The organism is Micromonospora sp. B9E7 (assembly GCF_039871815.1).
Classification (GTDB): Bacteria; Actinomycetota; Actinomycetes; order Mycobacteriales; family Micromonosporaceae; genus Micromonospora.
Window position 1 is genome coordinate 40,502 of the sequence record NZ_JBDPLX010000015.1, and the last position, 21,791, is coordinate 62,292.

At 71.8% G+C, this 21,791-nt stretch carries 20 protein-coding genes; 8 read left to right on the forward strand and 12 right to left on the reverse strand.

What is annotated here, in order from left to right:
• Positions 1 to 5: 5 nt before the first annotated feature.
• Together ABGB10_RS22540 and ABGB10_RS22545 are read right to left on the reverse strand one after the other, a co-directional pair.
• Positions 6 to 836, reverse strand: a complete 831-nt coding sequence (locus ABGB10_RS22540) for an ergot alkaloid biosynthesis protein (protein WP_347662880.1) — start codon at positions 834 to 836, stop codon at positions 6 to 8.
• The gene (locus ABGB10_RS22545) at positions 833 to 1,249 is read right to left on the reverse strand and encodes a nuclear transport factor 2 family protein (protein WP_347662881.1); all 417 of its coding nucleotides are present in this window, start codon (positions 1,247 to 1,249) and stop codon (positions 833 to 835) included. The genes ABGB10_RS22540 and ABGB10_RS22545 overlap by 4 nt, the downstream gene beginning before the upstream one ends.
• A gap of 99 nt (positions 1,250 to 1,348) precedes the next feature.
• Between ABGB10_RS22545 and ABGB10_RS22550 the strand changes: the two genes are divergently transcribed.
• A complete protein-coding gene (locus tag ABGB10_RS22550) occupies positions 1,349 to 1,918 on the forward strand; it encodes a TetR/AcrR family transcriptional regulator (protein ID WP_347662882.1) in 570 nt (189 codons plus the stop codon).
• Between the two features lie 55 nt (positions 1,919 to 1,973).
• Here the strand turns inward: ABGB10_RS22550 and ABGB10_RS22555 are convergent, their stop codons facing one another.
• Positions 1,974 to 2,162, reverse strand: a complete 189-nt coding sequence (locus ABGB10_RS22555) for a hypothetical protein (protein ID WP_347662883.1) — start codon at positions 2,160 to 2,162, stop codon at positions 1,974 to 1,976.
• 281 nt (positions 2,163 to 2,443) lie between these two features.
• Between ABGB10_RS22555 and ABGB10_RS22560 the strand changes: the two genes are divergently transcribed.
• Both ABGB10_RS22560 and glgB read left to right on the forward strand, forming a co-directional pair.
• On the forward strand, positions 2,444 to 4,669 hold the full coding sequence (locus tag ABGB10_RS22560) for a maltotransferase domain-containing protein (RefSeq protein ID WP_347662884.1): 2,226 nt from the start codon (positions 2,444 to 2,446) through the stop codon (positions 4,667 to 4,669).
• Entirely contained in the window at positions 4,657 to 6,759 is a 2,103-nt protein-coding gene (glgB, locus tag ABGB10_RS22565) for a 1,4-alpha-glucan branching protein GlgB (protein WP_347662885.1), read from the forward strand. Before ABGB10_RS22560 ends, glgB begins: the two co-directional genes overlap by 13 nt.
• A gap of 634 nt (positions 6,760 to 7,393) precedes the next feature.
• Here the strand turns inward: glgB and ABGB10_RS22570 are convergent.
• The 4 genes from ABGB10_RS22570 to ABGB10_RS22585 all read right to left on the reverse strand — a co-directional run bounded on the left by ABGB10_RS22570 (position 7,394) and on the right by ABGB10_RS22585 (position 9,936).
• Positions 7,394 to 7,738 carry a hypothetical protein gene (locus ABGB10_RS22570; protein ID WP_347662886.1) on the reverse strand — a complete coding sequence of 115 codons (345 nt, stop codon included), beginning with the start codon at positions 7,736 to 7,738 and terminating at the stop codon, positions 7,394 to 7,396.
• An 11-nt stretch (positions 7,739 to 7,749) separates the two neighbouring features.
• A complete protein-coding gene (locus ABGB10_RS22575) occupies positions 7,750 to 8,271 on the reverse strand; it encodes a hypothetical protein (RefSeq protein ID WP_347662887.1) in 522 nt (173 codons plus the stop codon).
• An 11-nt stretch (positions 8,272 to 8,282) separates the two neighbouring features.
• Positions 8,283 to 8,672 carry a hypothetical protein gene (locus ABGB10_RS22580; protein ID WP_347662888.1) on the reverse strand — a complete coding sequence of 130 codons (390 nt, stop codon included), beginning with the start codon at positions 8,670 to 8,672 and terminating at the stop codon, positions 8,283 to 8,285.
• A gap of 223 nt (positions 8,673 to 8,895) precedes the next feature.
• Positions 8,896 to 9,936, reverse strand: coding sequence for a phosphatase domain-containing protein (locus tag ABGB10_RS22585; protein WP_347662889.1), 1,041 nt, complete (start codon positions 9,934 to 9,936; stop codon positions 8,896 to 8,898).
• 121 nt (positions 9,937 to 10,057) lie between these two features.
• Here ABGB10_RS22585 and ABGB10_RS22590 point away from each other — a divergent pair, with 121 nt between their 5' ends.
• The 4 genes from ABGB10_RS22590 (at position 10,058) to ABGB10_RS22605 (ending at position 14,526) form a co-directional block, all read left to right on the forward strand.
• Positions 10,058 to 11,713, forward strand: coding sequence for a hypothetical protein (locus tag ABGB10_RS22590; RefSeq protein WP_347662890.1), 1,656 nt, complete (start codon positions 10,058 to 10,060; stop codon positions 11,711 to 11,713).
• Between the two features lie 52 nt (positions 11,714 to 11,765).
• Positions 11,766 to 12,563 (forward strand): peroxide stress protein YaaA, encoded by a 798-nt coding sequence (gene yaaA, locus ABGB10_RS22595; protein WP_347662891.1) that lies wholly within the window; start codon positions 11,766 to 11,768, stop codon positions 12,561 to 12,563.
• 106 nt (positions 12,564 to 12,669) lie between these two features.
• On the forward strand, positions 12,670 to 13,380 hold the full coding sequence (locus ABGB10_RS22600; RefSeq protein ID WP_347662892.1) for a hypothetical protein: 711 nt from the start codon (positions 12,670 to 12,672) through the stop codon (positions 13,378 to 13,380).
• 240 nt (positions 13,381 to 13,620) lie between these two features.
• Positions 13,621 to 14,526, forward strand: a complete 906-nt coding sequence (locus tag ABGB10_RS22605) for a TAXI family TRAP transporter solute-binding subunit (protein WP_347663019.1) — start codon at positions 13,621 to 13,623, stop codon at positions 14,524 to 14,526.
• A gap of 10 nt (positions 14,527 to 14,536) precedes the next feature.
• Here ABGB10_RS22605 and ABGB10_RS22610 read toward each other — a convergent pair whose 3' ends face one another.
• The 3 genes from ABGB10_RS22610 to ABGB10_RS22620 form a co-directional block, all read right to left on the reverse strand.
• Positions 14,537 to 15,973 carry a HAMP domain-containing sensor histidine kinase gene (locus ABGB10_RS22610; RefSeq protein WP_347662893.1) on the reverse strand — a complete coding sequence of 479 codons (1,437 nt, stop codon included), beginning with the start codon at positions 15,971 to 15,973 and terminating at the stop codon, positions 14,537 to 14,539.
• Positions 15,974 to 15,982: 9 nt separating this feature from the next.
• Positions 15,983 to 16,639 (reverse strand): response regulator transcription factor, encoded by a 657-nt coding sequence (locus ABGB10_RS22615; protein WP_088990531.1) that lies wholly within the window; start codon positions 16,637 to 16,639, stop codon positions 15,983 to 15,985.
• Positions 16,640 to 16,746: 107 nt separating this feature from the next.
• On the reverse strand, positions 16,747 to 17,058 hold the full coding sequence (locus ABGB10_RS22620) for a hypothetical protein (protein WP_347662894.1): 312 nt from the start codon (positions 17,056 to 17,058) through the stop codon (positions 16,747 to 16,749).
• A 113-nt stretch (positions 17,059 to 17,171) separates the two neighbouring features.
• Here ABGB10_RS22620 and ABGB10_RS22625 point away from each other — a divergent pair, with 113 nt between their 5' ends.
• Complete coding sequence (locus tag ABGB10_RS22625; protein ID WP_347662895.1) at positions 17,172 to 17,510, forward strand: DUF952 domain-containing protein; 339 nt, start codon at positions 17,172 to 17,174, stop codon at positions 17,508 to 17,510.
• A gap of 58 nt (positions 17,511 to 17,568) precedes the next feature.
• On the opposite strand, the gene ABGB10_RS22630 is transcribed toward ABGB10_RS22625, so the two are convergent.
• On the reverse strand, positions 17,569 to 19,326 hold the full coding sequence (locus ABGB10_RS22630) for a CDP-glycerol glycerophosphotransferase family protein (protein WP_347662896.1): 1,758 nt from the start codon (positions 19,324 to 19,326) through the stop codon (positions 17,569 to 17,571).
• 211 nt (positions 19,327 to 19,537) lie between these two features.
• On the reverse strand, positions 19,538 to 21,661 hold the full coding sequence (locus ABGB10_RS22635; RefSeq protein WP_347662897.1) for a DUF6077 domain-containing protein: 2,124 nt from the start codon (positions 21,659 to 21,661) through the stop codon (positions 19,538 to 19,540).
• Between the last annotated feature and the right edge of the window lie 130 nt (positions 21,662 to 21,791).

Below are 21,791 nucleotides of genomic sequence, written 5' to 3' on the forward strand. Positions count from 1 at the left end.
GAGCATCAGCCAGTGCGGTCGGCGCGCAGGCGGTCCCGGCAGAAGTCCCGGAAGGATCGTGGCGTACGACCGGTCACGTCCGCGACGGTCGACGTCGTCCGATCCTCCGCCCCTGCCGCGATCGCCGTGTCCAGGCTTGCGAGGAAGTGGGCGTAGTCCGCCGGTATGCCGCTCGCGCTGTGGCGTGCGGCCAGTTCCGCCGCGTCGATCGCACGGTGCCGGACCGGCCGGCCACCGACCTCGGTGAGGACGGCGGCGACAGCGTCGTAGCTCAGCGCCTCTGGGCCGGTGATGACGTGGTCGGTGTTGTGCGGCGTCGGGTCAGTGAGAGCCAGCACTGCCACCTCGGCGATGTCGGCAGGATCGACGAAGCCAACCCGGGCGTTGCCGGTGGCGCTGACGATCTCGCCATGATCGCGGGCGCTCACGGCGTACGGCTGCTCACCCACGAAGTTCTCCATGAACCAGGACGGCCGCAGTACCGCCCATTGCGGGAACAGCTCACCCAACCGTGCGTGCACCAGGCCCAGTCCGTGCTCGGCGGGCGGGACGGCCGAGGAGCTGAGCAGGACCACCCGACGGACACCGGCGCTGCGTGCCCGCTCGAGGAAGGGCAGCATGATCGGTGCCGGGTCGACCTCGCCGACCGGGGGGATCGCGTAGATCGCGTGCACGCCACCCAGAGCGTCCGGGTGGGTGGTCGGGTCGTACCAGTCGAAGCGGACCCCTCCGGTGCAGGGGCGTCGGCTGGCGATCCGGGTGGGGTGACCGCGCTCAGCAAGCTTGGCGGCGACGATACGGCCGGTGGTCCCGGTGCCACCGATCACCAGGATCATGAGCGCACCAGGCCGCCACCGAGCAGTTCCTGTGCGGCGATCGGATCCCAGTAGTCGCGATAGTGCACGAGCCACCCGTCACGGATGGTCAGGACGGCGATGTAGCGCAGCTCGTACGGCCGGCGCGTGGCGACGACGAGACCGGAGGCGACGAACTCGACGACGATGACCTCGGGATCCCCGGTCTCGTGCACGGTTCGATCGCGGATCTCGCGGACGTCGAGCAGGGCGGGGTAATCGATCAGGTACTCGTGCAGCTCGGCGCGTCCGGCTACGCGACGCGGCTGGCCGGGCGGTGCGAACGGGAGCTCCAGCACCGCATCCTCGGCGAACAGCGCGATGAACCCGGCCATGTCCTTGGCGAGCAGCAGCTCCATGCCGCGATGGAACACCGCGGTGGGGTTGTCCGACATGATCGTCCTTTCGTCGTCCGGGACGGTCGCGATAAGATTCGGACCGCCGGTCCGCTTAAACTATACGGACCGTCAGTCCGTTTGGCGAGAGGGGGCCCGGTGCGGGCCGATGCGCTACGCAACAGGGAGTCGGTGCTGGCCGCCGCCGGGCGTCTCTTCGACGCCGCAGCCGACCCCGATCAGGTGTCGATGGACGACATCGCCACCGCAGCCGGCGTCGGCAAGGGCACCCTGTTCCGGCGCTTCGGCGACCGCATCGGGCTCATCCGCGCCCTCTACGAGCAACGGGGACTGCGGTTGCGGGATTCACTCGCGGTGTCACCCACCCGGCCGGCGGCGGAGCAGGCCGTCGAACTGCTGCGGGCCATGCTGCGCTTCAAACTCGACAACCGCGTGCTCACGCTGGCGCTCGAGAGCGCCGGGGGCGGCAGTCCGTACCGCAATGAGGCGTACGACCACTGGCACGCCCTGCTCGCCGGCCTGGTCGCGGAAGCACGCGGACCGCAGGCGGCGGATTACCTGGCCCATACCCTGCTCGCCGCCGTCCGCAGCGACCTGGTCGAGCACCTACGCGACTGGCCCGAATCCCGGTGGCACGCGGGACTGAACGCACTGGTCGGCTCCGTGCTCGGCCACGACGGCCAATCCCCCGCAGGTCCACCGGGCTGACTGATTCCCCCGGACCGGCCCGCCAGCATCCGTCAGGGCGACCAGCTGGCGGCCGTCAGGCGACGCCGAGGGTGGTGGCGAGCTGGACGATGCCGGCGGGCGCGTCGGCGGACCGCCACACGACGGTGACCAGCTTTCGTACCGCCGGGCGGTGGTGCACCTCGCTGTGGGCGGTGCGTTCCGCGTCGAGCACCGCCCGGCCAGCCCGAAGCACGTCGCCGGTCAGGGCGTATGCGCGGGCCACAATGCCGATCAGGCTGGCCCTGCGGATCTTGGATGAGCGGGGCTGGATCGAGGTGCACCAGGGCAAGGGGTCGTTCGTGGCACCGAACCCGCCCGCCTGACTCCGCTCATCCCACTCGCATGGCGAAGATCCGCACAACTTCGGGGAAACTGCTGTGTCGACGAGCTTTGAAGCAGCAACTTCCCCGAAAGTGAGCGGATCTTGCCGCGCGACGCCCGAGGGCGGGACGGACGAGCGTGCTTGGCCGCGCGCGAACGGATCTCGCGCAGTAGGTTGGCGGGGTGACTGGACGGTTCCCGATCGAAGACGTCTCCCCCGTCGTCTCGTGCGGGCGGTACCCGGCAAAGGCGGTGGTCGACGAACCGGTTCCGGTGTCGGCGCGCGCCTACCGGGAGGGGCACGACGCGCTCGGCTGCAACGTGGTCTGGATGGGGCCGGACGGCGCCAGCCGGCCGTTCACCCGGATGCGCCCCGGTGAGCCCGGCCAGGACCGCTGGCACGCCACCATCACGCCGGACGCCGTCGGCTCGTGGACCTTCTCTGTCGAGGCCTTCCAGGACCCGTACCTGACCTGGCAGAACGCGGTGACCAAGAAGATCGCCGCCGGGCAAGGGCCGGCCGACCTGGCCAACGACCTGGCCGAGGGCGCGCGGGTGCTCGCCGCCGCCCGGGACCTCGTCCCGGCCGCCGATCGACCCCGGGTCGCCGACGCGCTCACCGCCCTCGCGGACACCGACCTGCCGCTACCGCAGCGGGTCGACCCGGCGCTCGCCCTGGCCGACCTGCTCTGGGAGCACCCGGTGCGGGAGCTGGTCACCGCCGGTGAGGCGTACTCGATCTGGGTTGACCGCAAGCGGGCGCTCTTCTCCGCCTGGTACGAGTTCTTCCCCCGCTCCGAGGGGGCGGCGGGCGGCCGGTCCGGCACGTTCGCGACCGCCACCGACCGGCTGCCGGGTGTCGCCGCGATGGGCTTCGACGTGCTCTACCTGCCGCCGATCCACCCGATCGGCCGGGTCAACCGCAAGGGCCGCAACAACGCGCTGACCGCCGGTCCGACCGACGTGGGCTCGCCGTGGGCGATCGGCGCCGCCGAGGGCGGGCACGACACCATCCACCCCGATCTGGGTACGCCGGCAGACTTCCGGGCCTTCGTCCAGGCGGCTGCCGCGCAGGGCCTGGAAGTGGCGATGGACCTGGCGTTGCAGTGCGCGCCGGACCACCCGTGGGTCACCGAGCACCCGGAGTGGTTCACCACCCGGGCAGACGGCAGCATCGCGTACGCGGAGAACCCGCCGAAGAAGTACCAGGACATCTACCCGGTCAACTTCGACAACGACCCGGAGGGCATCCGGGCCGAGGTGCTGCGAGTGGTGCTGCACTGGGTCGGCGAGGGCATCCGGATCTTCCGGGTGGACAACCCGCACACCAAGCCGTTCGACTTCTGGCACTGGCTGATCGCCGAGGTGAAGAAGGTCGACCCGGACGTGCTGTTCCTGGCCGAGGCGTTCACCCGGCCGGCCATCATGCACGGTCTCGGCAAGATCGGCTTCACGCAGTCGTACACCTATTTCACCTGGCGCACGACGGCGGCCGAGATGCGGGAGTACTGCGAGGAGCTGGTCGCGTCGGCCGACCACATGCGGCCGAACTTCTGGCCGAACACGCCGGACATCCTGCACGAGTCGTTGCAGCACGGCGGCCCGCCGATGTTCAAGATCCGGGCGGTGCTGGCCGCGCTGCTCTCCCCCTCCTGGGGCATGTACGCCGGCTTCGAGCTGTTCGAGCACGTGGCCCGGCCGGGCGCCGAGGAGTACCTGGACAACGAGAAGTACGAGCTGCGGCCCCGGGACTGGGCCGGCGCCGAGGCGCAGGGCCGTTCGCTGGCGCCGTTCCTGGCCACCCTCAACCGGGTACGCCGGGACAACCCGGCCCTGCACCAACTCCGCAACCTGCGGTTCCACGAGATCGACAACCCGGCGTTGCTGTGCTGGTCGAAGCACGACCCGGAGACCGGCAACACGGTCATCGTGGTCTGCTCGTTCGACTCGCGCGAGGTGCAGTGGGGCAACACCACGCTGGACATGCCGGCGCTCGGCTTCGACTGGCACGAGCGGTTCACCGTGCACGACGAACTGACCGGCACCAGCTACGACTGGGGTCAACGCAACGCGGTGCGGCTCGACCCGTACCTGCAACCGGCGCACGTGTTGACCGTGCGCCGCCCGGCCCCGCCGACCGTCCCGCAGCCGGCCGGCGCCGAGCCGGCGGACCTCACCGTCGCCGAGGTGCCGGACGACCTGTCGGGCGGCACCGCGCCGACCGCTCCCGTTCCGACAGCTCCCGTCCCGACAGCTCCTGCACCGACACCTCCTGCGTCGACAACTCCCGTTCCGACTCCGCCCCGGCGGTCGGGCCCGGTTCCGACCCCGCCGCGCCGAGCGGCCACCCGCCCGTCCGCCACCGCGCCGACCGCTCCCGCTCCGAAGGACGCCCGATGGACCAGCTGATCTCCGGCGCGACGCACGACCCGCACGCGCTGCTCGGCGCGCACCCCGCCGACTCCTCGACCACGATCCGCACGCTGCGCCGGGGAGCCGGCGACGTGGTGCTGCTCGTCGGCGACGAGCGGTACCCGATGAAGCGGGTGCACGACGTGGGCGTCTTCGAGGCCACCGTCGAGGGCACCGTGCTCGACTACCGGGTGGAGGTCGACGGTGCCACGCACGACGACCCGTACCGCTACCCGCCGACCCTCGGTGAGCTGGACCTGCACCTGATCGGCGAGGGCCGGCACGAGCGGCTGTGGGACGCGCTGGGCGCCCGGGTCTTCGACGAGGGCGTGGCGTTCAGCGTGTGGGCGCCCAACGCCCGCGGTGTCCGGGTGATCGGTGACTTCACCGGCTGGGCGCCCGACGACGGCTGGCCGATGCGGTCGCTCGGCTCCACCGGCGTGTGGGAACTGTTCGTGCCCAACGCCCGCGTCGGGGCCCGCTACAAGTACCGGATCCTCGGTGCCGACGGGCAGTGGCGGGACAAGGCCGACCCCCTGGCGGCGTATGCGGAGGTGCCGCCGGCCACCGCGTCGGTGGTGCACCACTCGACGTACCGGTGGAACGACGCGGACTGGTTGGCCCGGCGGGCCGAACGGCAGCCGCACCAGGAACCGATGAGCGTCTACGAGGTGCACCTCGGCTCGTGGCGGCCCGGCCTGGGCTACCGCGAGTTGGCCGAGCAGCTGACCGAGTACGTCACCGGGTTGGGTTTCACGCACGTGGAGTTCCTGCCGGTGATGGAGCACCCGTTCGGCGGTTCCTGGGGTTACCAGGTCACCGGCTACTACGCGCCGACGTCCCGCTTCGGCGACCCGGACGACTTCCGCTACCTGGTGGACCGGCTGCACGCCGCCGGCATCGGCGTGATCCTCGACTGGGTGCCCGCGCATTTCCCCAAGGACGAGTGGGCCCTGGCCCGCTTCGACGGCACCCCGCTCTACGAACACCCCGACCCGCGCCGTGGCGAGCACCCCGACTGGGGCACGTACGTCTTCGACTTCGGCCGCAGCGAGGTGCGCAACTTCCTGGTCGCCAACGCGCTCTACTGGTGCGACCAGTTCCACGTCGACGGGCTGCGGGTGGACGCCGTCGCCTCGATGCTCTACCTGGACTACTCCCGTAACCACGGCGAGTGGGAGCCGAACAAGTACGGCGGTCGGGAGAACCTGGAAGCCATCGCGCTCATGCAGGAGGTGAACGCGACCGTCTACAAGCACCACGCCGGGGTCGTCATGATCGCCGAGGAGTCCACCGCCTGGCCGGGTGTCACCCGCTCCACCGCCGACGGCGGGCTGGGCTTCGGGTTCAAGTGGAACATGGGCTGGATGCACGACACCCTGCTCTACACCTCGAAGGACCCGATCTACCGCCAGCACCACCACCACCAGCTCACCTTCTCCCTGGCGTACGCCTGGAGCGAGAACTACGTGCTGCCGATCAGCCACGACGAGGTCGTGCACGGCAAGGGCTCCCTGGCCGGCAAGATGCCCGGCGACACCTGGCAGCGGCTGGCGAACGTCCGCGTGCTGCTGGCGTACATGTGGGCGCACCCCGGCAAGCAGTTGCTCTTCATGGGCTCCGAGCTGGCCGACGACCGGGAGTGGAGCGAGGAGCGCGGCCTCGACTGGTACCTGCTGCACGACCCGGCCCGCGCCGGCGTGCAGCGCCTCGTCGGTGACCTCAACCGGGTCTACCGGGACACCCCGGCGCTGTGGGCACAGGACACCGACCCGGCCGGGTTCCGCTGGATCGCCGGCGACGACGTCGCCAACAACACCGTGTCGTTCGTCCGGATCGCCCCGGACGGCTCGACGCTGGTGTGCGTGGCGAACTTCTCCGCCCAGCCCCTGCACGACTACCGGATCGGCCTGCCGGCCGGCGGGACGTGGGCTGAGGTGCTCAACACCGACGCGCAGCACTACGGCGGGTCGGGGGTGGGCAACCTGGGTGAGGTGCGGGCCGAGGACGTGCCGTGGCACGGGATGGTCGCCTCGGCGGCCCTCCAGGTCCCGCCGCTGGGTGCCGTCTGGCTCCGCCAGGGCTGACCCATGCCGCCACCGGCACCGGCCGAACACCCGCTGCTCGACCACGCGCTCGCCATCGTGGAGAGAGATGTGCAGACAGCCCTCGGCGATGCCGAAGGACTACGCCTGGTCACCAGCAGAGGCGAGGTTTTCGTAGCTTTACGTGACGGCCGTTTTCACGGCGACCCGGTCCAGGTCCGGCCCGGGGACACTGCCGCCACGATCATCGCCGTCGTCGCCGAAGCCGCCCAGGACACCGTCATGGGCGTCCTCTGGAAAGCTTGGCCAGAGTGCCCCGTGCACCGGACCGTCGCAGGCGTCTCCCGCCGGGGAGAAGGGTCTGAGGCAACCGGGGACGACGACACGGTCGACTGGCGCTGCTACGCGGAAGGCGGTCCACATACGGTGGCTGCCGTGGGCTCAGTCCCTGTCGTACACAAACGTCAGATCCCCCGACCTCGATGAGGTAGCCGACGTCGCGCACCTGACCGAGACCTCGGACCACGCTCGACGCAAGTTCCATCGCCAACCAACGTACTGGCTGTAGAGGTTGACGAACAGGCCATGGCTTGTCGCTATCGACCAGCCCGCGATGATGCCCGGGTCGCACAAGGTGGCCTCCGTGGGCTTGCTGCCGGCGACGCCCAGCCGTAGGTCAATGCCGGCGGGCATTGGGATTCCACGGCAGGGTCACCAGATCCACCAGAAGCATGCGACTGAACCGGACCTGCCGCCGCACCGCCCCTCTCCCGAGAGGGTTGACCGAAAAGTGGGCTGCCTGAATCGCGCCGGTCACGAGCACCAGGAACAAGGAACCACAGAAGACCGCGACAAGTGGAACGACCACGATCACCGAAGCCAGGTGACCAATGACGTGATTGGCGCTCAGCACCTGGGTCAACGCGATAAGGACGCCTGCCAGGAACGCCAGTCGCCAGGACAACACGTGCAGACGGTAGGACGTACGCCGCCTGGTCGCGGCCACCTGTTCGTCAGGCATCTGCCTGCTCCTCAAAGGACGCGGACCAACGAGGGTACGAGCAACGCGAAGACCGACCAGCCACCCACCAACCACAGCAGGTGGCGCCGCCAGGTAACCGCTCTTTCCGGCTCGCCCTCATCGGCGGCGACGGCGACCCGCTGCCCATAACTGACGATCTTCTTGACCGCTCGATGGGCTCCTCGATACCCCGTCAGGTGGCCGACGACGGAGGGCTGGAACGCGTAGCAGTGGACATCCTCGGCACCGGTGACCCTGACCACGAGACCACGCTCCGCGACCACCTCCTGGACGCGGCTCCACGGTATCGCGGTCGACAGTCCCGGGTTGACCACCAGAAGGGCAGCCGGAGTCACCTTCACGTAGGAGAACATGGTGGCGAGCGTGACGAGGTGACAGATGCCGACGAAGAACGCGGCGACCAGCAACAACCCACCCCAGCCGTTCGCCGGATTCCTGCTGAACATCACCATCATGAAGCCGAACACGGCCCACAGCAGCAGACCACCGAACCAGGCACCCCAACTCCTCATCGGCATCAGAGTCATTCGCGGATTGCCTGCCTGATCCGCCGAACCGTCTCGTCCCGGTAGGGAACGGCGTCGCGCACCTGCCAGACAAAGCCCGGGCCGGTAGGGAGGATGGCGCAGAAGGAGACGGTGTCGCCGTACCTGGAACTGATCGTCAACCGCGCGCCGGATGCGGGTTCTGCGGCCGTCACGTCGGACAGGCTCATCGACTTGGCGCGGACCCAGCCCTCTGCGGGGTTGCGGATCTTCCAGATCCGAGAAGGTGCGAAGAGCAAGCGCCCGGTGGTGAGGATGAGTAGGGCCCCGTGGGCGCTCAACGGCGTCGCACCTAAGGGGAGGTATCCCCGCTGGGAGAACAGGATTCGTTCGTCCGACGCCAACCGTGGCTGCGCGTACCTCAGCATCCCCGCCTCCGCTTCCCGCCTCCCGCTCCGGCGGGTCGGATGGGACCGTAGCGCAGTACGGCAACCCCAGGCTGCCCGGCGTCCCTGGGTGCTCGGAGGCATGGAGATCCGCGCAACTTCCCGGATGTTGCTGCCTCCGACGTGCGGGAGACACCAACAACGCTGATGTTGCGCGGATCTTGGCGACGCGCAGGCCCCCGGCTGACGGCCGCGAGCTGCGGGGTCAGACCAGGCCGGCGTCGCGCAGCAACTGCCAGAGGCCGGCGCCGTCCGGGGCGGAGAGCCACTTCTGCCCCACCGGCCCGGACGACGGGCGTCCGGCCGGGGCGGGCAGGGTGCCGGCCAGCACCGACTGCGTCGGGGAGAGACGGCGGATCGCCACCCCGGCGACGTTCTCCGGGTGGGCGGCGGCGAACTCCCGGTAGATCTCCTGGTCGTGCTGGCCGTCGTCGCCGACCAGCAGCCAGCGCACGTCGGGGAACTCCTTGGCCAGCCGGGCCAGGGTGGACCGCTTGTGTTCCATGCCGCTGCGGAACCAGCGGTCGGCGGTCGGGCCCCAGTCGGTGAGCAGCAGCGGCCCGGCCGGGTAGAGGTGCCGGGACAGGAAGCGGGTCAGGGTGGGGGCCACGTTCCACGCGCCGGTGGAGAGGTAGAAGACCGGCGCGCCGGGATGCGCGGTGACCAGCCGCTCGTAGAGCACCGCCATGCCCGGCACGGCGGCGCGGGCGTGTTCGTCGAGCACGAACGTGTTCCAGGCGGCGAGCAGCGGCCGGGGCAGCGCGGTCACCATCACCGTGTCGTCGATGTCGGAGAGGATGCCGAACTTGACGTCCGGGTCGAGGATGCGCACCGGCGCGTCGACGGGTTCGGCGTCCGGGACGCTGAGGCGGACGGTGCCCCACCCGGGCGGCAGGTCGGCCTCGACGAGGGTGTCGACGAAGCCGCTGCGGTCGGCCTGCGTCTCGTGCCGCACCCCGCCCGCCTCGATGGTCACCGTGACGTGTTTGTTGGGCAGCGTGGTGAAGCTGCGCCAGCCGCGGACCTTGTCCAGCCGACCCCGCTGGCGGGTGTCCGGACGCCCCAGCAGCACCCGGCACATCACCCGCACCCAGCCCGGTGCGCCATAGCCGGTGTACGCGACGATGTTGACCCGCCAGCCGGTGCGCCGCAGCCGACGCTGCACGAGCTGGTGAACGGCGTCCTCGATCCGCGCAGCCCGGTGCAGGTTCGGAACGGCCAGCTGGCCGGCGGGAGTGGGTGGCACGGGCCAACCCTGCCACACGTCGACAGCCACGGCCACGTGAGCCGTCCCGGCTGCGCCGATCCACCCCGGCGACCCCGCCGAACGTGAAACACTCCGTCGGGACGACGACGGGGGCGTGGTCGTGTCAGATCAAGAGCAGCACCGTGGGCGATGGCGCCCGCGACTCGACCGGCCGGCGCTCGTCGCGCTGTTGCTCGGGGTGGCCGGTGTGGTCTACCGGCTGGTCCTGACCCTGTTCACGGTGCCGGTGTCGAACAGCGACGAGGCGACGTTCGGCCTTGCCGCGCTGCACATCGGGCAGGGCCGGGAACGCCCGGTCTTCCTCTACGGCCAGCACTACATGGGGATGGTGGAGTCGTACCTGGCGGCTCCCCTGGTGGCGGTGGCCGGACCGAGCTGGCCGGTGCTGCGGTTGCCGATGCTCGCGCTGTACGCGCTGTTCCTCTACCTGATCCACCGGTTGACCCGCCGGATCTGCACACCCTGGTTCGCCACCTTCGTCGTGGGCCTGCTCGTGCTCGGAGGCGAGCGGGTGGTGCGCGACCAGCTCACCGTGGTCGGTGGCCGACCCGAGGTGAAGCCGGCGGTGCTGCTGATGCTGCTGATCACGGTGGGGTTGGCCGCCGGCACGGTCCATCGCCGGCGGCTCGCGGTCGCGGCGTTCGGCCTGCTCGTCGGGCTGTCCCTCTGGTCGGACTGGCTGATCCTGCCGTACCTGGCGGTGGCCGGTCTGGCCCTGGTGTGGGCGGTACGGCGGGAACTGCTCGGTTGGTCCGGTCTGCTGCTGGTGGCGGGGGCCGTCGTCGGGGTGGCGCCGATGCTCGTCGACAACCTGCGGGCCGGTCCGGGTGACGACTCGTTGTCGGTGTTCCGGGAGATCAGCACCAAGGCTGGGCCGCTGCCGCCGTGGTCCGACCGGGTCCGGGGCGGCCTGCTGGAGGGGGTGCCGCTGGCGCACGGGCTCTGCCCGGTGGACGGCTGCGGTCGATGGCAGCAGTGGTTCGGGGTGTTGTATCCGGTGCTGCTGGTGGCCGGCGCGGTGTTCGCGGTGTTCGCGTACCGCCGGGCAGCCGGGGCGTCGCGCGGGGAGCGGGCTGGACGGGCGGCTGCGGCACCGCGTGGGGCGCGGGTCGGGCCGGTCGTGCAGCTCGCGCTGGTCGTCGGTGCCGCGTTGACCCTGCTGTCGTACGTGCGCAGCCCGCTCGCCGCGACCAGCCCACTGGACAACGCCCGGTACCTGTCGGTGCTGCAACTGTCGCTGCCGGCGGTGCTCTGGCCGCTCTGGGTGGTGGCGGTGGCCGGTTGGCGGGGCACGGTCGGCGCGCTCGGCCGGCTCACCGGGGCGCTGTCCACCGCCGTGCTGGTCGCACTGACCGCGACCGCGCTGGCGATCACCGCGCTCTTCGCGGCAACCGGCACCGAGGCGTCCCGGACCGAGGAGCGCCAGGCCCGGGAGTTGGCCGCCGCGCTGCGCGCCGACGGCCCCCACCAGGTGTACGGGGACTACTGGACCTGCAACCGGCTGATCTTCAACACGGACGAGACGGTGGTCTGCGGGGTGCTCGACGGAGACCTGTCCCCCGGGCAGAACCGCTACCTGCCGTACTGGCGGCAGGTGGGGCGGGCCGAACGGCCGGGCTACGTGGTGGAGGTCGACTCGCCGATGGATCGGCGGCTGCGCCGACTGCTCGCCGACCGGGCGGACGCCGCACCGGTGCGCGAGGTCGGTGGCTATCGCGTGTACCACCCCGACACCCCGGTACGACCCTGGCGGTAGGGGCGGGTCGTACGCTGGCCGGGCCGCCGCCGTTGCACCGTCGAGGAGACCCATGCTCATCCTGCTGCCGCCCTCCGAGGGGAAGGCCGACGCCGGCACCGGACGACGCTTTTCCCCGGACCGGGTCTCGCTGCCCGAGCTGAACCCGGCCCGCGAGCGGGTGCTGGACGCGCTGGTGGCGCTCTGCGCCGGGCCGGACGAGGAGGCCGGACGGGCGGCGCTCGGGCTCAGCGAGGGTCAGCGGGGCGAGCTGCGCCGCAACGCCCGACTGCGGGAGGCGGCCACCGCGCCGGCCGAGCGGCTCTACACCGGGGTGCTCTACGAGGCGTTGGACCTGGCCTCGTTGCCGGCCGCAGGACAACGGGCGGCCCGTCGGTCGATCATGATCAGCTCCGGGCTGTGGGGCGTGGTCCGCCTGGCCGACCGGATCCCCCCGTACCGCTGCCCGATCGGCGCTCGCCTGCCGGGTGTCGGGGGGTTGTCGGCGTACTGGCGCACGGAGCTGACGCCGGTGTTGGACGCCGCCGCCGGCAAAGGTCCGGTGCTGGACCTGCGCTCCGGCGCGTACGCGGCCACCTGGACGCCGCGCGGGACGCTGGCCGAGCGGACCGTCACCGTGCGGGTGCTGCACGAGCGGGAGGTCGACGGGGTGCCGGTCCGCTCGGTGGTCAGCCACTTCAACAAGGCGACCAAGGGGCGTCTGGTCCGCGACCTGCTCGTCGCCGGTGCCCGACCCCGCACCGCCGACGAGCTGATCGGCACGCTGGGCGAGCTGAAGTACACCGTCGTGGAGCAGGCCACCGCGCCGGGCCGGATCCGGCAGGTGGATCTGGTGGTCACCGACCTCTGACGGGTCGGCAGCCGCAAGATTTGCTCAAGCCTGGGCCGGAGCAGTTCCGTAACGACGGTGCAGGGGCCACGGTAGGGACACCCAGACTCCGACAAGGGAGCCTCCGTTGACCCCCGAACCCGCCCTGCTCGACCGGCCCCGCTCCCCGGCGCCGCCACCTCCGTTGGACTGGCTGACCCTGGGCGACGCGTTCGAGGCCGCCTGCCTGCTGCGTTGCACGCCACCCCCGACCACCGCCCGGCCGACCGCGACACGCCCGGCGCACGCACCGGGGGTGGAGTTCAACCGGGAGGACGCGGCGCAACGGATGCGGCAGTTGCTCGCCCGACTGGACGTCCCGGTCACCCACGAGGTCGTCGTCGGCGGTCTGCGCCGCCGCTACGAGCTGCACCGGCTCTGGGTGCCGCAGGAGCACCAGGACGCGTACACCCGGGTGTTGGACGCGGGCTGGTGGCAGGGGCGGCGTGAGCTGCTCGGCGGGCCGCTGCCCGGTGCCTCGCCGGCACGGCGACGGTTGGTGAGCCGGCTCGCGGCGGCGGCGTGGCGGTCGGCGCTGCTGGCCGCCGGGCGGCACGTCCGCCGGCACATCCTCGGCGTACGGCTCACCGACCGCGAGCTGGCCGCGGTGCTGATCCGGAGCGCCGCCGTGCTCGACGTGCCGGCCCGGCTCCGCCCGGGCACCGGCTGCTTTCTGGTCAGCGTGGCCGACGGCCCGGACCGGGCGCGGATCCTGAGCAGCGCGGCGCTGGAGCCGGCGCGCGGGCCGGCGACGGCACGGGGCGCGGTCGCGCCGTCGGCACGTCGGCCGGCCTGCTGACCGGGGCGCCGGCCACACCCGCCCGACGCGACGGCGCACAAGAAGCCTGCGCGCGCCCGCGCGACGGCGCACAAGGAGCCTGCGCGCGCCCGCGCGACGGCGCACACAAGGAGCCTGCGCGTACCGGTGCGACGGCGCACATGGGGCTTGCGCGCGCCGGTGCGACGGCGCACAGTGCACCGCGTGAGTCGTACCTCGTCCAGCCGGCCCGGCCACCACCGCGCGGGGCCGGCCGCCCTGATGACGGTGCTGCTGGTCGCGAACCTGGCCGTCTCCAGCTGCCGGGACGCCCCGACCGCACCGACGACGATCCGGATCGCCACCGGCAGCCCCACCGCCGTCTACTACGCGTTCGGCCAGTCGCTGGCGGCGATCCTCAACCGGGAACTCCCCGACGTGCGGGCCAGCGTGGTGGTCACCGCCGCGTCGGCGGAGAACGTCCAACTGGTCGGTTCCGGCGCGGCCGAGCTGGGCTTCACCCAGGCCGACGTGCTGCCCACCACCACGGCGGAGAACCCCACGGTCCAGGCCATCGCCCGGGTGTACGACGACCAACTGCACCTGGTCAGCACCGGTGGCGGTCCGGTGCGCACGGTCGCCGACCTGCGCGGCCGTCGCGTCTCCGTCGGCGCGCCCGGCTCGGGCACCGAAATCACCGCGACCCGGCTGCTGGAGGTGGCCCAGCTCGGCGGCGACGAGGTGCGTCGGGAGCGGCTCGGGCTGGACGACTCGGTGGCGGCGCTGCGTTCCGGGCGGATCGACGCGTTCTTCTTCTCCGGCGGGTTGCCAGTGCGGGGCATCGAGGAGTTGGCCTGGCGCAGCGCCACCCGGATCGTGGACCTCAGCGAGTGGACCGAGCCGCTGCGCGACCGCTACGGCCAGGTCTACGTCTCCCGGGACATCCCCCGCTCGGTGTACGGGGTGGACGCGGTGACCACTGTGGCCGACCCGAACTACCTCATCGTCCGGGCCAACCTGCCGGAGCGGTTGGTCCGGCAGGTGACCAGGTTGTTGATGGAACGCCGGGCCGAACTGGCCGCCGCCCATCCGGCGGCGGGGCGGATGAGCCCCCGCTCGGCGATCGTCACCGCGCCGCTGTCGCTGCACCCCGGAGCCGCCGCCTGGTACCGCGCGGCGAAACCCTGACGACCTGCCGTCACCGCGCCGGGGCGGGCCGCAGGTCGGCAGTCGACTCCTCGTCCAGGGGCTCCACCGGCGGGTCGGGCTCCGCCGCCGGGAACCACAGGGCGGCGACCAGCCCACGTGACTCCCCCGGGCGCATGGTGAGCCGCCCGTCGGACGCGTCCACCAGCACGGCGGCGATGGTCAGGCCCAGCCCCGCGCCGTCCACGTTCTGGGCGTCCGGCGCTCGCCAGAACCGCTCGGTCGCCTGGCCGAGCTGACTCTCGGTCATACCGGGGCCGGAATCGCGTACCTCCAGCGCCACCCCGTCGTCGCGGCGGGCCACGGTCACCGTCACCGCCCCGCCCGCCCCGCTGAACTTCACCGCATTGTCGATCAACGCGTCCAGCGCCTGGTCGACGGCGGTCGGCACGGTCTGGGCGTACGCCGGGGCGTCGGTCGTGGCCAACCGCAACGCGACCGAACGGTGCCGGGCCAGCGGCGCCCACGCGGCCACCCGGGACGCGGCCACGGCGGCTGCGTCCACGGTGACCCGCTCGTTCTCCTCCCGTTCGGCCCGGGCGAGGGTGAGCAGCGCGTCGAGCACCAACGCCAACCGGTCGGTCTCCTCCAGAGCCAGCCGGTGCTCGGACCGGCCGTCCGGGTCGGTGAGGCTGGGGCCCAGCTCCTCCACCCGCAGCCGGAGCGCGGTGAGCGGGTTGCGCAGTTGGTGGCTGGCATGCGCGACGAAGGCGCGCTGCCGATCCATCACGTCGGACACCACGTCGGCCATGTGGTTGAAACTGGCCGCGAGGCGGCGTAGCTCCGGAGGGCCCAGGCGGTGCTGGACCCGGGCCCCCCGGTCACCCTCGGCGATCTCGTGGGTGACCGCGTCCAGTTCGGTGACCGGGCGCAGCACCCAACCGGCCAACCCGAACGCGGTGAGCACGCAGGCCAGCACGGCGAGCAGACCAGCCAGGGCGAGCAGCAGCCACCACGCGACGACAGCTCGGCGGATCTGGTCGGACGGGGTCACGATCACCACCGCGCCGAGCACCTCACCACCGTCGTTGATCGGGGCGGCCACCACCACCGGGCCGGTCGTCCAGGGCCAGACCGACTCGGGCGCGCTGGTCTGCTGCCCGGACAGCGCGATGTCCAGAACCGTCGCCGTCTCCGGGGCGGGCTGCCACCTCGGCGACGCGACCGGGGTGCTCCGGTCCCGGTCGACGACCGCGACGGCGATCGCGTACAGGTTGTCGTAGCTGGTCAGCTCCGACTCGATCGGGCCCGGCCCACCGTCGCGCAACGCCGGCCCGGCCAGCGAGGCGAACCGGGTGGCGTCGGCGAGCCGGTCGGCACGGACCCGTTCGGTCTCCCGGCTGGCCATGGTGACGGCCAGCGGTGTCTCCAACGCGATGAGGACGAGCACCATCAGCAGGAGGTAGCTGATCACCAGTCGGCGGCGCACGTCAGCCCCTCACGCGTCGCGCAGTCGGTAGCCGACGCCGCGGACGGTCTCCACCAGGCGGGCGTCACCGAGCTTGCCGCGCAGTGACCCGACGTGCACCTCGACCGTGTGCCGGTCGGCCCAGGTGGTGCCCCACGCGTCGAGCAGGATCCGATCGCGCGGCACCGCCACCCCGGGCTGGCGGGCCAACGAGAGCAGCACGTCGAACTCCTTGCGGGTCAACGTGACGGCGCGACCGTCCACGGTCACCGTCCGGGCGGCCACGTCGATGCGCACCGACCCGGCCTCGATGAGGTGCCGCTCCGGTGCGGCGTTCGCGGCCCGACGCAGCACCGCCTCGATCCGGGCCTGCAACTCCACCATCGAGAACGGCTTGACGACGTAGTCGTCCGCGCCGAGGCGCAGACCCAGCACCCGATCCCGTTCCTCGCCCCGCGCCGTCACCGCGATGATGCCGAGCTGGCTGCTGCGGCGGCGCAGCTCCCGGCACAGGTCCGTGCCGTCCCCGTCGGGCAGGGTCAGGTCGAGCAACACCAGGTCGCACGGGGCAGCGGAGAGCGCGGCCGCGACGGTGGCCGCGTGCTCGACCTCGTACCCACGGCGGGTCAGGGCGGAGGAGAGCGCACCGGCGACCCGGCGGTCGTCCTCCACCAGCAGGATCCGCACCCGTGCCCCCGTCCGTCGCAACGCCGTTCTGCGAATGGTGGCAGAAGCGTGCGCGAAGTGGGAGGCCGCCTACCGCGATGTGCCGGCCAAGGGCTCCGACGCAGACCCTAGAGGCCGAAGACGTCGTCGGCGGTGGCGTCCCGGACGCCGTCGGTGAAGCCGCGGAAGCCCGGGTCCTCGTGGCTGGCCGGCACGCTGGTGACGGTGACGCCGCTGGCCTGGGTGACCGCGTCGACCAGGGGCGGATAGTCGATCTCGGCATCCTGGAAGGCGTCGTCGTCCGCCTCGGCCAGGTTGATCACATACTGGACGTCGTCGGACGGAGTGTCCGGGTCCTCGGCCCACTCACCGCCGGCCCGGTAGCACTCGTCGTACAGCGCGCGCTGGCTGTCGGTCCAGTCGTCGTCGTAGCTCTGCATCGCCCATCCCCTCCGCGGCCCTTGACCTGAGCATGCCCGGCCGGGGGCGACGAGCGCGGCGGTACCGACGAAAACCGCTCAGCGCGCCCACACCAGCACCGTAGGCTGCCGAGGTGATCTACAAACTGCTGTCCAGCGCGGAATGGGGCGACGCCCTCGCCGCCGGCGCCTTCACCGGCTCCGCCGTGGACCGGCAGGACGGTTTCATCCACCTCTCCGACGGCGACCAGGTGGTGGAGACGGCGCGGCGGCACTTCGCCGGCGCGACCGGGTTGACGCTGCTGAGTGTCGCGGAGGACCGGTTGGGCGACGCGCTGCGCTGGGAGCCGTCGCGCGGCGGGCAGCTCTTCCCGCACGTGTACGGTCCGCTGCCGGTCGCCGCGGTGGTGGCGGCGCAGGCGCTGCCCGCGGACACCCCGGCCGCCGAGGCGGTGGCCGCTCTGCTGGGCTGACACGGCCGCGCCCGGCCCGAGAGGTGTCGGGCCGGGCGCGCAACGCCATCCGTGCGGTTCACCGGCAGAGGCGGTCGATCTCCTCCTGGAACCGGTCCATCGGGTTCGCCTCGGCGGGGCCGAGCAGGTAGGTCTTCAGGTCCCTGCGGGCCTCGGTCATCGGGTCGTCGCCGGCCCGGGTCACCGACACGATCTTCTCCAGCTCGCCGCAGTCCTTGGAGAGCAGGTACGCGGCCCGCGCCGTCGGGTACTCCCGGCGGAACTCGTCCTCGGACAGGCCGGCCGGGTTGGCCACCACGTACGGGCGCTGACTCTGCACGAAGTCGGAGACCACGCTGGACACGTCGCTGATCAGCAGGTCGGTCTGGTTGAAGCAGTCGAACAGGGCTGGGGTACGACCGGTGACCACCAGGTGGGCGGTGCCGTCCAGCGAGGACGCGTCCGGGTTGCCGCCCGCGGCACGGATGGCCGCGACGATCCGCTCGTGCACCGCCCTGGCCGCGTTTGACCGCGAGCCGGTGAGCGGGTGCGGCTTGTAGACCAGCCGCAGTCGGGGGCTCGTGGCCAGCAGCCCCTTGACGATCCGCTCACCCATCAGCACCAGCGAGGTGTGGTACGGATCGTCGTCGAGCCAACCCTCCCAGGTGGGGGCGTAGAGCACGGTGAACGGCCGGTCCACCGACTCCGCGCCGAAGGTGTGCACCCCGGCGAGCTGCGGTCGGCCGATCTCTACGATGTCCGAGTCGAGCACCCCCACGCCGGCCCGGGCGTACCTCTCCCGGCCGGCCAGCCCGGCGACCCAGACCTCGTCGTACACCTTGCTGTAGGGGTTGACGCTGGCCTGCTTGTCGCTGTCGCCGTGCCCGACGAAGACGTGCTTCGTGGTGGGTTCGCGAAGCATGTGGATGTTCGCGCCGACGTTCGCGGCGTAGAGCGCCGCGCGGACGCCGCTGAGGTCGAGGTTCATGAAGTCGACCCCCGCCGGTACGCAGATCACCGGCAGTCGGGTGTCGGCCAACTCCAGGAACGCCTCCCGGCTGCGCATCAGCACCACCGCGCGCTGTTGGAGCGCCTCGGTCGGGGCGAGCCACATGTTGGCCTGGTAGACGTCCTTGGCCGGGCCGGCGAAGTAGAGCGCGACCTCGGGCCGGTGGGTGTCCAGCCAGCGTTGGACGGCGGGCAGCAGCGGCGCCTGCGGCGCACCCCGGCCCCGCAGCCAGGTCAGCGCGAGCGCGGCGGCCACCGCACCGGTCGCGACGACCGCCACCGTGCCGGCGGCGAGGAACGGCGTCGCGTCGTGTTGCACCGCGGCAGCCACGGCGGCCGGCACCAGCAGCAGGTTGAGCAGCGGCATCCGTTCGCCGGTGACGGCCGTCACCCAGGCCGGCGGCTGGGGGGCGGAGCGCAGCGGACCCAACTCGATGTTGCGCACCAGGGCGGACATCGGGTTACGACGCTCGATCATGATGGAGAGCGCCCCGGCGAAGACGGACGCGACCCACACCACGGCCGGCAGCACCAGCAGCAGGGTCAGCTCGCCGCCGCTGAGCCGGACCTCGGCGGCGACGAGCAACACGGCCGAGAGGTCCCGGGTCAGCTGCCGGTACGACCAGTGCAGGCCCGCCTTCTCCAGCAGCAGGTGCGATGTCGGAGACCAGCGGGCGAGGAAGAAGTCGCCGAACACGGCGACCAGCCCGACGACCGCGAACAGCGCGACCCAGCCGAATGCGCCAGCGACGAGCATGACCAGGTAGGCCAGCACCAGCAGCGCCGCACTGGCGGCCGCTCCGAGACGACCTGACAACGTGCCGAACAAGCGAGTTCGCTCCCTACGATTTTCGTGTCGGGCTGGGGCTCGGGTCTACGCGCGCACCAGGAGCCGAGACTGAAGCGCCTGGCGGGCGCTCGTCACGTCACGCCAGCGCGAGGCTGGCGGACGTGACTGCGACCTTAACGCGAACGGGCGCGGTGGCATCGAGCGGGTATCCGAGCACCATTCCGGTCAAAACCCTGCAACGCGACCGTCCTCAGGATCCGCCGGTTGCCGAGCCGGGGGCACCGACGCGGTAGCAGACCATCGCCCCCGGCGCCTTGCGCGACGCGAAGGGTTCCAACCCCAGGGTGGGTGCGACAGCGGGGACGGTGGTGTTGCCCTTCCATACGCAGACCAGGCCCACGCCCACGCGGTCCATCGCCCCGGCGACCGCGGAGCTGTCGACGGGCTCGCCGTCGGCGAACTTCGCGAGCAGCAGCCGGTCCGTTGCGAACGGCGTCGTCGGGCCGTAGTCGGTGAGGTACAGGTCGCGCGGCAGCACCACCCGGACCTCCGCGGTGACCTGCGGGAGCGCACGCATCACCGTCGACGGGGCGAGCACCAGGCCGGCGGGGCGGTCCAGGTTCTTGATCCAGAACGAGGCGGCCTTGCGGTTGTCCGGCATCCGCCAGGTCGGGCTGCTCTCGAGCGCCTTACCGCCGTACCACATCGGCTTGCCCTGGGTGTAGAAGACGAACACCAGGAGCACGGGCAGGGCGACGGCGAGGACCCGGTTCGCCCGGGCCAGCCCCGGCAGGCGGATGACCGCGAGGGCACCGACGAGCGCCGGCACCGGCAGGATCCACGGCACCCGCCAGAGCACCGCCGTCAGACCGCTCAGGTCACCACCGAGCTTCAACACCCCGGGGACCATCAGGACCGTCACCGCCAGCGCCGCACCGACGGCGAGCTGCTGTGGCACACCACGGCGGAGCACGAGGGGAGACCACCAGACGGCGAGCCCGCCGATGAGACCGAGGACGCCGAGCCACAGGGTGAGCTCGTAGATGGTCCGCAGCTCCTGCAGCGGGGCGTACGTCGCGGCGGCCTCCTCCACACCACCGCGCAGCACCTGCACGAGCACGCCGGAGAGCAGCGGATAGGCCGTGGCGGCCAGGAAGCACAGGACGGCCTCCCGCAGTCGGCGGGCGACCAGCAGCGCCACGCCGGCCGCCCCGGCGAGCAGTGGCAGCAGGATGACGGCGGTGGTGGTGTACCCGACGCTGGCGACGGAGAGCAACGTGAGCAGGACCAACGCGCGCCGTGAGCGGTGCTCCAGGTAATCCGTGAGGTACACCCAGGCGAGGGGGATCAGAGCGTGCACGAAGACGCTCTTGCCCTGGGTGAGTCGGGGCAGGTGGTAGGTGTTCAGGGCGTCGGCGTAGTACGCCACCAGCAGGATGTGGGCCGCCGCCACACCGAACACGACAAGCGGACGCCGGGGGGCCCACCGCTGCACGAGACGCCACAGGGCGAGGACCGCGAAGACGGCCAGCACCGGCAGCAGGAGGTACCACAGCACCGACGCGGTGTGCACGTGCAGCGCCCGGGCCAGCGCCCCGACGAACACCTCGAACGAGGGCAGCGGCGGGTTCGCCGAACCGCCCGGCAGCACACCCTCGGTGAACAGGAAGTCCTTGAACGGGATGGTGTCCCGCTCGGCCACCCAGACCGACTTGCCGACGTAGAAGACGTCGTCGAGGGACACCCGGTTGAACAGCGTGGCGAAGTACGCGGCGGCCAGGGAGACGAGGAGGACCACGTACCCCTGCACCGGGGTGGTGGCCCGGACGGGCGCGGCGGCGACCGCGCCGCCCGACCTGCCGGCCCGGGGCAGCGTCAGCCAGGCGGAGACCACCGACACCAGACCGAACCCGGCCGCCAACCACCAGCTCAACGCCCCCTTACCGAAGGCGGCGAAGCTCGCGGCGCCGACCGCGGTGACGACCGGCAGGGCGTAACGACGCAGCACCGACGCGCGGTCGACGGGGGCGTCGGCGGGGCCGGTCACCGCCTCGTCGTCGGTCGGCCGTGGGGCCACGTCGCGGCGGCGCAGCTTCCAGGCCACGTACGCAGCGACCGGTTGCAGGACGGCCCAGATCAGGAAGATGACGGACGGGCGCAGGTTGAGGCCGAGGTTGAGGTGGTAGAGCAGCGTCCAGATGGCGAAGCTGACCACCGCCGCGTCGGTGAACACGACGGGTGTACCCGCCACCACGGCGTTGAGCCGCCCGATCAGACCGCGCCGACTGCTGCCGCCGGGTCGAGCACCCGCGCTCGCGGCGTTCCTCTGGTCGGCTGGCGCTGGAGTCGCAACAGCGTCTTCGACTTGCGTCACGGGGCGTCCTTGTCGTCCGGCGGCGAATTGAGGGCGAAAAGCGGATGTCTGATCGATGACAGCCGGGTGCCAAGGGGGCAGCCTAGCGGAATCGGACAGACGGACCACTGCGGCGGGCGGCCGAGTGTCG

Coding starts and splice junctions, on each gene's coding strand:
- ABGB10_RS22570 (WP_347662886.1), bottom strand. CDS start 7,738: ATGCCTGACGAACAGGTGGCCGCGACCAGGCGGCGTACGTCCTACCGT.
- glgB (WP_347662885.1), top strand. CDS start 4,657: ATGGACCAGCTGATCTCCGGCGCGACGCACGACCCGCACGCGCTGCTC.
- yaaA (WP_347662891.1), top strand. CDS start 11,766: ATGCTCATCCTGCTGCCGCCCTCCGAGGGGAAGGCCGACGCCGGCACC.
- ABGB10_RS22580 (WP_347662888.1), bottom strand. CDS start 8,672: ATGCTGAGGTACGCGCAGCCACGGTTGGCGTCGGACGAACGAATCCTG.
- ABGB10_RS22575 (WP_347662887.1), bottom strand. CDS start 8,271: ATGAGGAGTTGGGGTGCCTGGTTCGGTGGTCTGCTGCTGTGGGCCGTG.
- ABGB10_RS22545 (WP_347662881.1), bottom strand. CDS start 1,249: ATGTCGGACAACCCCACCGCGGTGTTCCATCGCGGCATGGAGCTGCTG.
- ABGB10_RS22605 (WP_347663019.1), top strand. CDS start 13,621: ATGACGGTGCTGCTGGTCGCGAACCTGGCCGTCTCCAGCTGCCGGGAC.
- ABGB10_RS22540 (WP_347662880.1), bottom strand. CDS start 836: ATGATCCTGGTGATCGGTGGCACCGGGACCACCGGCCGTATCGTCGCC.
- ABGB10_RS22620 (WP_347662894.1), bottom strand. CDS start 17,058: ATGCAGAGCTACGACGACGACTGGACCGACAGCCAGCGCGCGCTGTAC.